Origin of the sequence: Streptomyces sp. JL2001 (assembly GCF_050917515.1) — a bacterium.
In the GTDB taxonomy this organism is placed as follows: Bacteria; Actinomycetota; Actinomycetes; order Streptomycetales; family Streptomycetaceae; genus Streptomyces.
This window is the reverse complement of the sequence record NZ_CP169421.1, coordinates 117,577-131,793: the sequence shown is the minus strand read 5'-3', so window position 1 is coordinate 131,793 and position 14,217 is coordinate 117,577. Positions and strand designations below refer to the sequence as shown.

The window sequence follows — 14,217 nt, the reverse complement described above, 5'->3', positions numbered from 1 at the left end:
GGCGACGACCCTCGGCCGTTCGTCGCCCCCGTCGAACTGCCGTTGCCGGCAAGGTGATTGACAGACGGGAGGGGATGGCCGGAGCCTGTGACCAGCCGGTCATGTGACCGGGTGGTCACAGGGGAGGTCGACGTGAAACGTGTCTGCGTCATCGGAGCCGGCTCGTCCGGCATCGCCGCGTGCCAGGTCCTGTCGGAGCGGGGCATACCCTACGACTGCTTCGAAAGCGGATCCGAAGTCGGCGGCAACTGGCGCTACATGAACGACAACGGCATGTCCTCCGCCTACCGCTCGCTGCACATCAACACCTCCCGCGAGGTCATGGAGTACGCCTGCCATCCCATGTCCGGCGACTACCCGACCTACCCGAGCCACTTCCAGATAGCCCGCTATTTCGACGACTTCGTCGATCACTTCGGACTGCGCACGTCCATCACCTTCCGTACCGAGGTGACCAGGGTCGAGAAGCGTTCCGACGGGCGGTGGTCGGTCAGCGTCCGCGGCCGGGACGGCGGGACGGAGGCCGCGCACCTCTACGACGCGGTACTCGTCGCCAACGGCCACCACTGGAAGCCGCGCCACCCCGACCCCGCGCTGCCGGGTGCGGACTCGTTTCCCGGCACACAGGTGCACTCCCACCACTACCGGACGCCCGAGCCCTACCGGGACCGCAAGGTGCTTGTCCTCGGCATCGGGAACTCGGCGTGCGACATCGCGGTCGAGACCTCCCGCGTCTCCACCCGCACCTTCCTGTCGATGCGACGCGGGGCGCACATCCTGCCGAAGTACCTCTTCGGAGTGCCGACCGACCACCTCACCGGGTCTTGGCTCGCCCGCGCGCCGCTCGCCGTGCAGGCGGCCGGACTCTCGGCTTTGCTGAGGGTCAGCCGGGGCCGACTCGGCTCGTACGGCCTGCCGGAACCCGGCCACGGCGTCCTCGCCGCCCACCCCACCATCTCCGACGACCTGCTCACACGCATCGGCCACGGAGACGTCACCGTCGTGCCGATGATCACGGGATTCGACGGCGCGCGCGCCCTGTTCGCCGACGGCAGCCACCAGGAGATCGACAGCGTCGTCTACTGCACGGGCTACGACATCGACTTCCCCTTCCTCGCCGAGGACCTCATCGATCCGGCCGGCAACGAGGTCGGCCTGTACCGCCGCGTCGCCTCCCCCGACCACCGCGGGCTGTTCTTCATCGGCCTCATCCAGCCGCTCGGCGCCATCATGCCGTTGGCCGAGGCCCAGTCGCACTGGGTCGCTGACATCCTGTCCGGCAGGGGCGTCCTGCCCTCGCCGCGCGCCATGCGGGCGGAGATCGCCGCCTATCAGGCCCGCACCAGGAGCAGGTACGTCGCCTCGGCCCGCCACACCATCCAGGTCGACGCGCTCGACTACGTGAGGGAACTGCGCCGCGAACGCGCGCGGGCCCGCAGGGCGGCGAGATCCGCGGAGGCCCGCGCGCTCCGCTGACGGAAGCGGAGGTCCCGGCCGCCGCGCCGCTCCCACTGCGGACGGGTTCACGCGGCGACTCCTCAGTGGCTCCGGAGCAGGCTTCCCATCCCGGTGACGCGATCGTCCAGACCGTGCTCGCGCAGGGCGTGCCACAGGGTCGCCGCGTTGATCGCGACGACCGGCTTGCCCAACTCGGATTCGAGGGCGTCGGCCTGGGCCGTGAAGGACAGGTTGGTGCCGACCTGCACGATCGCCTCCACCGAGGAGGTGTCGAGCGCGCGCACCGTCTCCAGGATCCGCTCCGGCCCCACGCGGGCGATGTCCGTGGCCGTCGGACACCGCAGTCCCGTCACCGCGGCCACGTCGAATCCGGCCTCCGCGAAGTACCGGCCCACCTCGCGGTCGGCGACGGGCTGGTACGGCGAGAAGACCGCGATGCGACGGCACCCCAGCTCGCGCAACGCCGCTCGGCACGAGCTCGCGCCGGTGGTCACGGGCAGCCCCGTGCGCTCTCCCAGCCTGCGCTCGAAGGCCTCGTTGCCCGCCACACCTCCCCAGAACGTCTCCGCGGACATGCCCATCACCATGCGGTCCGGTTCCGCGGTGAGGGCGTCGCGGACCGCGACGTCGATGGAGGAGCGGATCTGTCCCAGCAGGGCCTCGAAGTCCCGATCGCTGCCCATGACGGGATGCGGGATGTGCATCGAACCGGCGCGATAGGCGACGCCGGGGACTCGCGCACTCCAGTAGTCGTGCTCGACGACGGTGTTGGTGCTCGGGACGATCACCCCGAAGACGGCGCGAGGGCCCACGCTGTTGGTCACTTCGCATGCTCCAGTCCGGATGCCGTGAGGAGGGCGGTGGGTCGAGGGGCACAGCTGACGGTGGTGCGGAAGTGTTTCCTTGGTTGGAACGATGTTTCACAAAATTAGGACCGGGTCCCTCGATCGTCAACGGGTGCGGGTCGGCGCGGGGAGGTCAACTCGGCCCGTCATGGGTGCGGTTCCGGTTCCGGTCATGGGTGTCGGTGCCGTCCGGTTCATTGACAGGGCTCCGGAGGCGCCGCACCATGACCGGGCGGTCACGTGACCGCCCGGTCATGCCGAGTGCGGGTGCCACTTCGGCGGTGCGGCCGCCGGCCCGTCGGCCGGACCGCTCGTCCCCGGGCGAAGCGCACGCGGTCGAGCGCCTCCGACGACCCCTTCTCCGCGAGGAGTTCAGATGACGTCACCGAGCACGATGCCGACCGACCTCTGCGAGGCCTTCCGGCGGACGGCCGCGGCCCGGCCGCGGGAACCCGCCCTGCTCACCCTCGCGGGCACCGCCCTGACCTGGAGCCAGTACGCCGACCGCGTCGCCTCCGTCGCCGCGGCCCTGCGCGGCCTCGGCGTGCGCCGTGACGAGCCGGTGGCCCTCATGCTCACCAACCGGCCCGAGTTCCACGTCGCCGACTGCGCCGCCCTGCACCTGGGGGCCGTGCCCTTCTCCCTCTACAACAGCCTGCCGGCCGACCAGGTGCACGAACTGCTGCGTTCGACCGCTGCCCGCGTCGTCGTCACCGAACGCCGCTTCCTGCCGGTGCTGCGCGCCGCCTGCACGGACACCGCCGTGCGCTCCCTCGTGTCCGTCGACGGCTCCGAGGGCGCGGCCGCGGACGGTGTCCTCTCCCTCACGGAAGCGGAGGCGCTGGCGCCCGCGCCCGTCGATCTCCTCGCGGCCCTCGACGACGTGCGCCCCGACGCCGTCATCACCCTGATCCACACCTCGGGCACCACCGGCCGGCCCAAGGCCGTCGAGATCACCCACCGCGCCATGCTGAGTCAGCTGTCGGGAACCCAGAGGGTGCTCGAGGTCACCGGCGAGGACAGCCACCTCTCCTTCCTGCCGGCCGCGCACATCGCCGACCGGTGGGGCTCGCACTACACCAACCTCCTCTGCGGGACCAGGCTGACGTGCCTGGACGACCTCTCCCGGCTCGCCGAGGCGCTCGTCACCGTGCGGCCCACGCTCTTCGGGGCGGTACCCGCCGTCTGGCAGCGGCTGCGCACCGGCCTGGAGAACGCGCTCGCCGAGACGGACCCCGGGCTCCGCGCCCTCGTCGACCAGGCCTTGGTCACGGGCCGCCGCCTCGCCCCGCGCCGATGGGAAGGCTCCCTCGGCGAAACGGAGCGGAGGGAGCTCGACCAGGCCGACGGCATCCTCGCCCGTCTCCGCCACCGCGTCGGCCTCGACCGCGCCCGTGTCTGCATCACGGGGGCCGCGCCGGCACCCGAGGGCCTCCAGGAGTTCTTCCACGCACTCGGCCTGCCGCTCGCCGACGCCTGGGGCATGTCCGAGCTCAGCGGCATCGCCCTCATCGCCCCGCCCGGCCGCCCGCGGCCGGGAACCGTGGGCCGGCCCGTCCCCGGCGCCGAGATCCGCATCGCCGCCGACGGCGAACTCCTCGTCCGCGCCCCCTTCCTGATGCGCGGCTATCGCGGCGAGCCGGAGCTCACCGCACGGGCCGTCGACGCGGAAGGGTGGCTGCACACCGGCGACCTCGCCACCGTCGATCCCTCCGGCGACGTCCGCATCGTCGACCGCAAGAAGGACCTCATCATCAACACCGGGGGCAAGAACATGGCTCCCGCCCGCATCGAGGGCGTCCTCAAGGAAGCCTCGCCGCTGATCGCCCACGCCGTCGTCATCGGCGACGGCCGCCCCTTCAACGTCGCGCTCCTCGTCGCCGACCGGGAGGCCGTAGCGGCCTGGGCCCGGCGCGCGGGCATCGAATCGACCGCGCCCTGGGACACCCACGCACCGGAACTCGCCGCCGCCCTCGGCGAAGCCGTCGCCCTCGCCAACACCCGCCTCTCGCGGCCCGAACGGATCCGGGCGCACGAACTCCTCGCCGAGGAGTGGATCCCGGGCGGACCGGACCTCACCGTCACGCTCAAGACCCGCCGGGCCGCCGTCATGAGCCGGCACGCCGAGACGATCGAGGCGCTGTACCGGCGGGCCGGGGACGGGCGGTGATCTCCACCGCCCTGGCGCTGCTCGCCCTCGTGCAGCTCCTGCTGGCCGCCGCCGCCCGGCGCGGCGGGGGAGCGGGACGGCTCACCGTGATCCTCGGATGCGCCCTCGCGTACGACTCGGCCGTGGTCGCGGCCGGAGCCCTGATCGGCGAGGGCCGGGCCCTGGAGGCGCTGAGCGTCGGCCGCTTCGTCGTGCACGTCCTGGCCACACCCCTCGTGGTGCCCTGCGCGGTTCTCGCGCTGCGCACCGGTCGCGCCGCCCTCCTCGGGGCCTGGTCCACCGCCGGCGTCCTGGTCGTGCTCGGCGCCGCCACCACCCTGCCGGGACTGCACCTGCGACCCCGGGTCTGGGCCGACACCCTGCGGTACGCGGACGCCGAACCCGGCGCCTTCCCCGTCGCCGCCGTCCTCGCGATCGTCGTCATGCTCCTCATCGGGCTGATCGCCTGGATCCGGCGTTCGACGCCCTGGATCGCCCTGGGCGCCCTCGCCGTCCTCGCGGCGTCGGCCGTCGCCGTCGCGGCGCCGCCCCTGGGAAATCTGGGGGAAGCGTTGATGCTGGCGGGGCTCGTGTCGGCGCTGCGCGACCAGAACGCCCCGGTGCTCGCGCGCCCGTAGGTTGTTCGCCCTGAAGCAACTCCGTTTCACTGAAAGAAACGACAGAGGTCTTGGCGTGTATGCGCCCATGTGCTGAAGTGGGAGACAGCGTTTCCCTCTCCGATACCCCACAAGAGGAGACACCTGTGTTACGCACCCTCGCCCGTGCCGTCCCGGCCGTCGCACTGGCCATCGCGGCCGCCCTGGCCGGACCCTCCACCGCGTCGGCCGCCCCCGACACCACGCTCGCCGCCGCGGCCGACCCCGCCGCGCCCGGCGCCTACCCCGTCGCCTACACCGACCTCACGGTCTCCGCCTCCGGACGCACCTACAGCGCCCGCGTCTGGTACCCGGGCAACGCCGCCGGTGCCAACGCCCCCGTGGCACCGGGTCTCCACCCCGGCCTCGCCTTCGGCCACGGCTTCTTCCAGGACATCTCCAAGTACGAGAGCACCCTGCGCCACTACGCCTCCTGGGGCTTCATCGCCGTCGCCCCCAAGTCCCAGGGCGGCATCGCACCCAGTCACACGGGCTTCGCCGACGACCTCAACGCGGCCCTGGCCTGGCTCACCACCCAGAACTCCACGACCGGATCCCGCTTCGCCGGAGCCGTCGACACCAGCCGCTACGCCCTCTCCGGCCACTCCATGGGAGGTGGGGCGGCCCTGCTCGCCGCTGCGCGGAACCCGGCCGTCAAGTCCGTCAGCACCCTCGCCGCCGCGGAGACGAACCCCTCCGCGGTCAGCGCCTCCGCCACCCTCGCCGTCCCCTCCCAGTACGTCGGGGGCAGCAGGGACACCGTCGCCGGAGTCGACGGCCACCAGCGGAAGATGTACGACGCCAAGCCCGCCCCCACCCAACTGCGCGTCATCACCGGCGGCTTCCACTGCGGCTTCACCGACAGCGGCGGCTTCGGCTGCGACAGCGGCTCGGTCACCCGCGCCGAACAGCAGCGGCTGACACGGGCCGTGACCACCACCTATCTCCTCTACACCCTCGGCCTCGACACGTCCCTGCGGGACCAGGTCTGGGGCAGCGCCGCCCAGACCCTTCCGGGCGTCGTGTACACGGCCAAACCCTGACCTCCCCCGCCCACCGCCCGCCCGGAGGAGCCACATGAGCCCGACCGCCTCCCGCTCCGAACCCGACGAAGAGCCGGCCGCGTTCAGTCCCTTCCCCGGGCGGCCCCCGGTCACCGTTCGACGCGGCGCACCCGCACCGTTCGGATGGTGGCCGGCGATCTGCATCGCCCTCGTCGCCGCGATCGACCGCATCGAGTACAACCTCCTCGCCGGGGCCCTGCCCCGGATCCAGGAGGAGTTCGGTTTCGGCGACGCCGCCGGAGGGGCCATCGCCACCGCAGGCTCACTGGCCGCCGTGGTCCTGCTGCTCCCGGCGGGCCGGCTCGCCGACAGCGCCCGCCGCACCTGGACCATCGCCGCCGTCGTGGCCGTCTGGTCCCTGCTGACCGTCGGCACCGGGCTCGCGGGCGGCTACCTGACCCTGTTCACCGTCCGGGTGTTCCTCGGGGCCGCCGGACAGCTCTACAACCCGCCCGCCTCCAGCCTCCTCGCCGACTACTACCCCGGCCCCGGCCGCACCCGTGCGTTCGGATACGAGCGCATGGCCTACTTCGGCGGTCTGCCCATCGGGGTCATCGCGGGCGGCGCCCTCGCGCAGAGCGTCGGCTGGCGCATCGGCTTCTTCCTCGTCGCCGTCCCCGGCCTGCTCGTCGCCCTGCTCGTCCTCACCCTGCGCGAGCCGGTCCGCGGCACCGGCGACCGCCTCACCCTGTGGTACCGGGACGACAGCGGCACCCCGCCCGCCGCACGAGCGGTCCCCGACGCCCGCGTCGGCGCCGCAGCCGTCCCGCTGCGCGCCCAGATCCGCGAACTCCTGCGGATCCGCACCCTGCGCACCGTCGTCACCGGTCTCAGCATCCTCTTCTTCGGCCTGGGCGGTCTCTTCTACTGGATGCCCTCCTACTACGGCCGCTTCTTCGGCCTCGGCGAGGCCCAGGCCGCCGCCGTGGCAGGCGGCACCGGGCTGGTCGGCATCGTCGCGGGCATCATCACCGGCAGTTGGCTGGGCGACCGGCAGGGCAGACCCCGCCGTGGGCGCCGTGTCACCCTGGGCGGGGCCGGACTGATGCTGGGAACCGTCGCCCTGGCCGGAGCCGTGGCGGTTCCCGTCCTCGTCCCGCAGGCCCTGTGCTTCGGCCTCGCCAACTTCGGCTTCGCCGCCGCGCTGGCCAACCTCACCGCCGCCAACGCCGACGTCGTCGCGGCGGAGCGACGCGGGCTCGGCTTCGCCGTACTCCAACTCCTGGTCACCCTGGGCGGATCACTGGGCCCCTGGCTCATCGGGCTCGCCTCCGACGCGACGGGATCGCTCCGCTACGCCTTCGCGGCGGTACTGGTACCTCTGCTCGTCGGCTCCGCCGTCGTCCTGCGCGGCCGCCGGCACTACGACGCCGACGCCGCCGCGGCCACCCACCGTTCCGTCTGACCCGCATGCCGAAGACCCCGAGAAGATTGGACGACCGATGGAGTACGCCTCACACACGCGACGCACCCGCACGCTCCGCAGCAGGAACCGAGGCATCGCCTTCGGCCTGCTCGGATGCGCCCTGCTGACCGCCGCGAGCATCGCGAGCCCGGCGGCCGCCGCCGAAACGCCGCAGAGCCCCACCCCCGTCCCGACACTCGTCTACGCGACCTCGGTCGGGGCCGACGCGGCCGACGTCTACTACCCCGAGAACGGCGACCGCCTCCCCGTGGTCCTGCTCCAGCAGGGCGCCAACGTCGACAAGAGCCACTACGAGGGATACGCCCGCACCGTCGCCGCGTTCGGCTTCGTCGTGGTGGTCCCCAACCACGTGCGCTCCGTCTTCGGCATCCCCGGTCTGTGGGCCTCGGCCGATCAGGGCCTGACAACCGTCGCCTGGTCGAAGACGGAGAACACCCGGACGGGCAGCCCCCTCGCGAACCGGCTCGACCCGGCGAGCTTCGCCCTCCTCGGCCACTCCTTCGGCGGCGCCGCCGGCGTCGCCACCGTCCAGGGACAGTGCGCCGCGCCGTTCTGCTTCGGCCTGCCGCCGGGCGCGGTCAAGCCGGCCGAGCTCAAGGCGGCCGCCTTCTTCGGCACCAACAACGTCCCGCCCGGCGGCGGCCCCGTCGCCCCGGTGAACAACACCGTGCCGGTCGCACTGATCCAGGGATCCGCCGACGGCGTCGCGGCCCCGGCGGCAGCACAAGCCACCTACGACGCCCTGACCGGCACGCCGAAGGCGCTCGTCACGGTCGCCGGGGTCAACCACTACGGCATCACCGGCGCGCAGAACCCGCCCGGCGCCGCCCCCGACCCCTCACCCCAGACCACCGACCAGGTGGAGGGCATCCGCACCTCCGCCCGCTGGTCCGCGCTCTTCCTGAAGGCCGCCCTCGGCGACGCCTTCGCACGCTCCTACGTCCACTTCTGGGGCGACGGCGCGGACCCCGCGGTCACCGTCCAGCAGGTCTCCCAGAGATCCTGAGCGCGGTCACCGACCGGGTGACGGCAGGTGAAAGGCGCCGGCGAGGCTCGCGGCCGAGCGGTGGGGCATCGGCTCCGAACCGTTCGGCCGAAGGCCTCGCCGGCGCCTCGTCCTGACGGACGCGAGGTCTCGCCCGGAGCGCGTGCGGTGCCGATCCGGCGGACTGCGCCGAGCCGATTCCCGGTGGGCACCACCGGGGATCGGCTCGACGCCCTGCGCGGCGGCAGCGGGTCGGTCGCGCGTCCGGACCACGAGGCCGTCGGACTCGGAGACGGTGAACACGGCCTCGTCGCGCAGCGGCCACGCGTGGTCGACGGGCTCAGTGCTCCCGCAGCAGGGTGCCGTGGCCGTGCAGCGTGTCGTGGCAGCCGTTGTCGCGCAGCGCCATCCACCACGTGGCGGCGTTGATGGCGATCACGGGCAGCCCGAGCCACCGCTCCGCCTCGTCGGCGAGCGAGACCATCGACAGGTTCGTCCCGCACTGCACGATCGCTTCCACGCCCGGCAGCGCCGCCAGCTCGACCAGAGCGGAGCGCAGTTCGGCCTCCGTCACGTGGGCGATGGACACGGCGGTCGGGCAGCGCAGGCCCGTGATGCCGGCCACCTCGAAGCCCAGCTCGGTGAAGAACCGGTGGACGTTGGCGTCGCCGACGGGCTGGTACGGGGTCACCACGGCGATCCGCCGCGCCCCGAACAGCCGCAGCGCCCGCTCGCAGGCTTCTGCGCCGGTGGCCACCCGGAGCCCGGTGATGTCGTGGATCTGCTCGACGAACGCCCTGTTGCCCTCCACACCGCCCCAGAAGGTCTCCGCGCTCATGCCCATGACCATGTAGTCGGGCTCGCAGGTCAGCACCCGCTCGCAGGCCGCGCCGATCTCGTCGCGGATCTGCTCCAGGAGCCTCTCCATGCCGGCGTCCCGGTCCATGTTCTGGTCGCGGATGTGAATGCGCGAGAAGTGCGAGGTCACCCCGGACACGGCCATACGGGCGAAGTCGGGTTCCACGATGGTGTTGGTGCTGGGGGCGATGACGCCGAACTTGCGCCGCCAGCCGAGACTGTCCGTCATGCGCGCCGCCGTTCGGCCGGAGGGGAGGAGGGGGAGGGAGCGGGGGACGGGTCCGTGCGCCGGCGCCTCGCCAGCCGCCACGCGAGCAGGACGAACGCCCCCTGTGTGAGGGTGTTCGCCGACTGCTCCACCCACTGCAGCGCCACGCTCTGATCGGGGCGGGCCGCCAGCGGGCCGAGGACGTACATGCCGGTCAGCCACAGCCCGCCCGCGGTCGCGGCCACCACGTCCCGGTCGGAGCGCGCCAGCAGGATCAGCCGCACCGCGCACACGGTGACCGCAACGATCGTCAGCACCATGTGCGGCGCCGTCGACGTCAGCAGCAACCCGACGACGCCGGTGGCGGTCCATGCCGCGGCGAACCCCCACAGCGGCGGCGTCCGGCGACCGCCCGCCGGTTCGGGACCGCGGGCGGCGGGCAGGGTCAGCAGCGCGTGCGCGAGCAGCAGGAAGCCGGCCGAAAGGCACGGGAACAGCGCCTTGTTCAGGACCTGGAGGTCCGGGCCGTCCAGGGCCACCACCAGCTTCCAGACGGCCTTGGAGAGCCCTCCCAGGAGGATCAGCGCCGTGCCGACCGTGCCGGTGAGCCCGGTGCGCGCGCTGTGCCGGCGCAGCGGGCCTGTCAGCAGGGCGGCTCCCAGGCCCGTCAGGACGACCGGGACGAAGTCCTCGACGGCGAGCGCGAGCGGATAGTCCAGGGTTCCGCTCACGAGGCCCCCTCCGGGTCCGCCGGGGAGGGCAGCTCCCGCGGCAGCACCGACCGCTTGCGCAGCGCGCCCGTCGCGAAACGCCCGGCAGCCCTGCGGCGCGTCAGCCACGCCACCCGGCCGCCGTTGGCCGTCCGGTCGGCCAGCACCCGGTCCGCCAGCCACGGGGTGACCGTCTCGACCCGGTCGGCCAGGATGTCCAGCACCGGCCGGGCCTTCGCGTACTCCGCCGGGGTGTAGTCGTGCAGCAGCAGGTCGGTGACCACGATCCCGGGCGAAAGCAGCAGCGCCCGCACGTCGTGGGGGCGGGTCTCCCGCTCCCGCTCCAGGTCGGCCGCCAGCGCGCCGGTCAGGTAGGTGACGGCGCGTTTGCCGGCCCCGTACACGCTGAGGCCGGGCAGGGTCCGGCCGTCCGAGCCGAAGCCCTCCATGTTCCACAGCCGGCCGCGGCCCTGGCGCAGGAAGTGCTCGGTGGCCACCGCGCTGCCGTTGACGACGCCGCGCAGGTTGACCGCCGTCACGGCGTCGGCCTCGCCGGGGTCGAGCTGCCACAGGGGCTTGCGGGCCGTCGTGGCCCCGGCGTTGTTGATCCAGACGTCGACCGGGCCGAACGCCTTCTCGGCAGCCGCCCCCAGCGCGGCGACCTCGGCGCGGTCGGTCACGTCCGCCGTGTGGCCGACGGCGTCGGCGCCGCTCCCCAGGCTCGTGAGGGCGGCCTCGACACCGGCCGGGCTCCGTCCGCAGAAGGCGACCCGGCAGCCGCGGTCGAGGAACGCGCGGACCAGGCCGTGGCCGATGCCGCGGGTGCCGCCGGTGATGACCACCGTCGAGGTCATGACGCGGCCTCCCAGTCCAGTACACCGTGCAGGACGGCCGTCAGCAGGTTCCCGCCGAACAGCTCGTAGGTGACGGCCAGACGGCCGCCGGCCGCCATCCCGGGGCGGGCGTCCAGGGCGAACTCCCGGCCGCGTACGCGGTGCACGTCCCCGTCCGTGAAGTGCCACAGCGGGAAGGAGGCCCGCCCGAAGGCCTGTGCGTTGCCCCAGGCGTCCGGGCCCTCCCAGAACTCGCGGGTCCCGTCGCGGCGCCGTTCCACCGTGAAGGACCGGTCGAGTCCCGCCCCCCGCCAGGTGACGTCGTGGCGTGCGCGCAGCAGGTCCACGGGCCGCACCGCGATCTCCACCTCCACCTCCCCCAGGTGCTTCTGCTCCGCGCTCCACAGCTCGCACGAGCCGGTGAAGGCGCCGGGCTGCTTGGTGGGCAGGATCCACGGCACCGGGCCGGCGTCCGTCTCGGCCGCCAGGTGGCGGGCGACGTGCGCGCGGGTGGCCTCGTCGGTGTCGTGGTCGGTGGTCCGCACGTACACGCCGTTGAAGCAGCCGATCACGGTCCAGCCCTGGTGCAGCACCGAGGAGTAGACCTGGGTCCGCCCGTCCGGCAGGACGTGGTTCCAGGTGTTGAGCGCCACCTGCCAGCCCGGGCCGTAGTAGTGGGCGTCGACGAAGGAGCCGTACGGCTGCCCGCTGCCGTGGAAGTCCGGCCCGGTGTAGAGCCGGTTGTCGTCGGCGTCGCTCACCCCGAAGGCGAACGGCGCGGCGAGCTGGAACCGGCCGGCCAGCGGGCCGCCCTGACACAGACCGCCGTCCATCCGGTAGAGGGTGCGGCCGTCGGTGAATTCGGAGGAGCGGCGGATGTCCTCGTACCCGCACCACGTTCCCTGGGCGTCGAAGAGGGAGGGCCGGCCGTGCCATTCCCCGGCGATGCGCCGCTGCCACGTGCTCGGACCGGGGGCCGGGGCGGTCTTTCCGTTGCCGCTCATGCCCCGGCCTCCTCGCCGGCGAGTCTGCCGGTGGTCAGCAGCCCGCGCAGGCCGTCGGTCGTCGCCGGGCCCAGCAGCCGGTCCACCTGCGCCCACACCGGGTCGATCTCCCGGCTGAACAGGGCCTGGCGCAGCCGCCGGTCGCGTACCGGCGCGTCGCCCTCCTCGGCCTCCCCTGCGGCGTCGGCGGGGAACGCCCGGGCCAGCTCCAGCCAATGCCGCAGGTACTCCGCGGCGATCGGGGTGATGGCGTGCAGCGCCGGCTCGTCGGCGCGGTGCACGAGCATCCACGGGGACATCAGGGAGCGCTGGCGCGGGCCGATCGCCGCCGGGGTCAGGCCCGGGATCTCCGCCGCGCGGGCGAACGGCGCGGTCAGCGGCCCGTACACGAGGTCGGCGTAGGCGGGGCTGACGGCGAGGTCGACGCGCTGGACCAGGTCCAGGTGAAAGGCGTAACCGCCGCCCGCCTGCACGGAGTCGAGGGTGAAGTGCGGCAGCGGGCCGGCGCCGTCGCCGAAGGCGAACACCATGTGGCTGTCGAGCCCGAGGGCGGGCACCACGAGGGACACGGCGACGGCCGCGTCGACGCCGCTGTCCCGGTCCGCATCGCGGAAGTAGCGCACGGAGCCCACGGGATCCGGCGACGCCGGGGAGGTCAGCACGGTCCAGGGCGTGGGCCGTTCCCGGAGCGCCGTACCGGCCAGCAGGGCGTCCAGCACGGTCCGGGAGAGCCGGGCCGCGGGCGTCGGGGCGCCTGTGGAGGGGGCGAGGGCGGGAAGGGGGGACGTCATGGGGCTACTCCTTCTCACGGTCCGGTGCCGGGGACTGGGCCCCCTCGACCGTCGGGTGGAATCCCTGGGCCTTCTGCTCCCAGGCGCGGGCGAGCTCCGGGACCGCCCGCCGGGCCGGTGAGGCGATGACGGTGGCGCTGCGCGCCGGGACGTCACCGACGATCCGGTCGGCGTCGCTCACCGCCCAGCCCTTGGCCGCGAGTTCCTGGCGGCGCCGGCGGTAGGCGACGGAGATCATGTCGGAGCGCAGGTGCAGCTCGGCGCCGAGATCGGCCGGCAGCAGCTCGGGACGGGTCCCGTCCACCACCGGGGCGTCCTGGTCGAAGATGCCCAGCACCCGCTTGCGGGCGTTCTTGTCGGCCCAGTCCCCGGTGAAGAAGTCGCGCAGCGCCACCCACTTCACCAGGGTGGTGGTCTCGTCGACCGGGATGTTGGTGTCGTAGATGACCATGTTGCCGAGTGGCAGCCGCACGTGCAGTTTGATCAGGTTGGGCAGCATCCATCCGGCCGTCGTCACCACCGGAGGACGGTCCTTGCCCTGGGATCGGCGGTCGGTGTAGAGCTTCGCCCACAGCCCCTTGGCGGCGGGCGGGTGCAGGGCCACCGTCGCGAAGGCCGACCACTCGTCGGGCTGTTCGACCGTGTACTCCTCCACGTCCGGCCGGTCCGGGTTGCCGAAGGAGCCCGCGTGGACGAAGGGGGTGTGCGCGATGTCGCAGCCGTTCTCCAGCACCCGCTCGTAGTTGGAGTGCCACAGGAACTCACCGGTGACCGCCTTGAACCGGCCGCCGTCCCGGACCAGGTCCTCGAACTCCGGCCAGTGGGGGATCGGCGGCCGCTCCTCCTCGGGAAGGTCGCCCAGGAAGACCCAGAGGAAGCCGTAGCGCTCCTGGACCGGGTACGAGTCGACCCGCGCCTTCCTCGGGATGCCGCGGCCCGGCTGGTTGGCCGGGATCACGGTGCAGACGCCCTCCGGGTCGAAGCGCCAGCCGTGGTAGGGGCAGACGACGCAGTCGTCCTCGAGGGTGCCCGCGGAGAGCGCGGCCCCCCGGTGCGCGCACAGGTCCGACAGCGCGACCGCCCTCCCTGCCGCCGTGCGGTACAGGACGAGGGACTGGCCGAGGCACACGGCCTTCAGCGGCTTGCGGGTGACACGGTCGGAGAACTCGAGCGCGTACCAGAAGTTCTTCAGCATCAGTGGAGCACCTCGCGTTCTCGGGACGTTCGGCT

13 protein-coding genes are annotated in these 14,217 nt (G+C 73.1%); 6 read left to right on the top strand and 7 right to left on the bottom strand.

The genetic code is table 11. From position 1 onward, the window contains the following. The first annotated feature begins 132 nt into the window (after window positions 1–132). Entirely contained in the window at window positions 133–1,476 is a 1,344-nt protein-coding gene (locus ACE1OA_RS00615; RefSeq protein ID WP_432751997.1) for a flavin-containing monooxygenase, read from the top strand. A 62-nt stretch (window positions 1,477–1,538) separates the two neighbouring features. On the opposite strand, the gene ACE1OA_RS00610 is transcribed toward ACE1OA_RS00615, so the two are convergent. Beyond that, a complete protein-coding gene (locus ACE1OA_RS00610; protein WP_386544399.1) occupies window positions 1,539–2,282 on the bottom strand; it encodes a maleate cis-trans isomerase family protein in 744 nt (247 codons plus the stop codon). A 397-nt stretch (window positions 2,283–2,679) separates the two neighbouring features. Between ACE1OA_RS00610 and ACE1OA_RS00605 the strand changes: the two genes are divergently transcribed. The 5 genes from ACE1OA_RS00605 (at window position 2,680) to ACE1OA_RS00585 (ending at window position 8,604) form a co-directional block, all read left to right on the top strand. Continuing rightward, entirely contained in the window at window positions 2,680–4,473 is a 1,794-nt protein-coding gene (locus ACE1OA_RS00605; RefSeq protein ID WP_432751996.1) for an AMP-dependent synthetase/ligase, read from the top strand. After that, on the top strand, window positions 4,470–5,090 hold the full coding sequence (locus ACE1OA_RS00600) for a hypothetical protein (RefSeq protein ID WP_432751995.1): 621 nt from the start codon (window positions 4,470–4,472) through the stop codon (window positions 5,088–5,090). Before ACE1OA_RS00605 ends, ACE1OA_RS00600 begins: the two co-directional genes overlap by 4 nt. 125 nt (window positions 5,091–5,215) lie before the next feature. After that, window positions 5,216–6,151 (top strand): chlorophyllase/cutinase-like alpha/beta fold protein, encoded by a 936-nt coding sequence (locus ACE1OA_RS00595; protein ID WP_386544406.1) that lies wholly within the window; start codon window positions 5,216–5,218, stop codon window positions 6,149–6,151. A 34-nt stretch (window positions 6,152–6,185) separates the two neighbouring features. Beyond that, window positions 6,186–7,577 (top strand): MFS transporter, encoded by a 1,392-nt coding sequence (locus ACE1OA_RS00590; protein WP_386544408.1) that lies wholly within the window; start codon window positions 6,186–6,188, stop codon window positions 7,575–7,577. Between the two features lie 37 nt (window positions 7,578–7,614). After that, a complete protein-coding gene (locus tag ACE1OA_RS00585) occupies window positions 7,615–8,604 on the top strand; it encodes a hypothetical protein (protein ID WP_432751994.1) in 990 nt (329 codons plus the stop codon). Window positions 8,605–8,923: 319 nt separating this feature from the next. Here the strand turns inward: ACE1OA_RS00585 and ACE1OA_RS00580 are convergent, their stop codons facing one another. From ACE1OA_RS00580 to ACE1OA_RS00555, 6 genes are read right to left on the bottom strand one after another with little or no spacing between them, the layout of a single operon-like run. Further along, entirely contained in the window at window positions 8,924–9,670 is a 747-nt protein-coding gene (locus ACE1OA_RS00580) for a maleate cis-trans isomerase family protein (RefSeq protein ID WP_432751993.1), read from the bottom strand. After that, window positions 9,667–10,380, bottom strand: a complete 714-nt coding sequence (locus ACE1OA_RS00575; RefSeq protein WP_432751992.1) for a hypothetical protein — start codon at window positions 10,378–10,380, stop codon at window positions 9,667–9,669. Before ACE1OA_RS00575 ends, ACE1OA_RS00580 begins: the two co-directional genes overlap by 4 nt. After that, a complete protein-coding gene (locus tag ACE1OA_RS00570; RefSeq protein ID WP_432751991.1) occupies window positions 10,377–11,213 on the bottom strand; it encodes an SDR family NAD(P)-dependent oxidoreductase in 837 nt (278 codons plus the stop codon). The genes ACE1OA_RS00575 and ACE1OA_RS00570 overlap by 4 nt, the downstream gene beginning before the upstream one ends. Then, window positions 11,210–12,196 carry a hypothetical protein gene (locus ACE1OA_RS00565; protein ID WP_432751990.1) on the bottom strand — a complete coding sequence of 329 codons (987 nt, stop codon included), beginning with the start codon at window positions 12,194–12,196 and terminating at the stop codon, window positions 11,210–11,212. The genes ACE1OA_RS00570 and ACE1OA_RS00565 overlap by 4 nt, the downstream gene beginning before the upstream one ends. Beyond that, window positions 12,193–12,987, bottom strand: a complete 795-nt coding sequence (locus tag ACE1OA_RS00560) for a hypothetical protein (protein WP_432751989.1) — start codon at window positions 12,985–12,987, stop codon at window positions 12,193–12,195. The genes ACE1OA_RS00565 and ACE1OA_RS00560 overlap by 4 nt, the downstream gene beginning before the upstream one ends. Before the next feature lie 4 nt (window positions 12,988–12,991). Then, window positions 12,992–14,182, bottom strand: coding sequence for an aromatic ring-hydroxylating dioxygenase subunit alpha (locus ACE1OA_RS00555; RefSeq protein ID WP_361312511.1), 1,191 nt, complete (start codon window positions 14,180–14,182; stop codon window positions 12,992–12,994). Window positions 14,183–14,217: the final 35 nt, after the last annotated feature.

What these genes read in the sequence shown, in the direction of transcription:
- ACE1OA_RS00605 (WP_432751996.1), top strand. Translation starts at nt 2,680, where the DNA reads ATGACGTCACCGAGCACGATGCCGACCGACCTCTGCGAGGCCTTCCGG.
- ACE1OA_RS00590 (WP_386544408.1), top strand. Translation starts at nt 6,186, where the DNA reads ATGAGCCCGACCGCCTCCCGCTCCGAACCCGACGAAGAGCCGGCCGCG.
- ACE1OA_RS00585 (WP_432751994.1), top strand. Translation starts at nt 7,615, where the DNA reads ATGGAGTACGCCTCACACACGCGACGCACCCGCACGCTCCGCAGCAGG.
- ACE1OA_RS00580 (WP_432751993.1), bottom strand. Translation starts at nt 9,670, where the DNA reads ATGACGGACAGTCTCGGCTGGCGGCGCAAGTTCGGCGTCATCGCCCCC.
- ACE1OA_RS00570 (WP_432751991.1), bottom strand. Translation starts at nt 11,213, where the DNA reads ATGACCTCGACGGTGGTCATCACCGGCGGCACCCGCGGCATCGGCCAC.
- ACE1OA_RS00565 (WP_432751990.1), bottom strand. Translation starts at nt 12,196, where the DNA reads ATGAGCGGCAACGGAAAGACCGCCCCGGCCCCCGGTCCGAGCACGTGG.
- ACE1OA_RS00560 (WP_432751989.1), bottom strand. Translation starts at nt 12,987, where the DNA reads ATGACGTCCCCCCTTCCCGCCCTCGCCCCCTCCACAGGCGCCCCGACG.
- ACE1OA_RS00555 (WP_361312511.1), bottom strand. Translation starts at nt 14,182, where the DNA reads ATGCTGAAGAACTTCTGGTACGCGCTCGAGTTCTCCGACCGTGTCACC.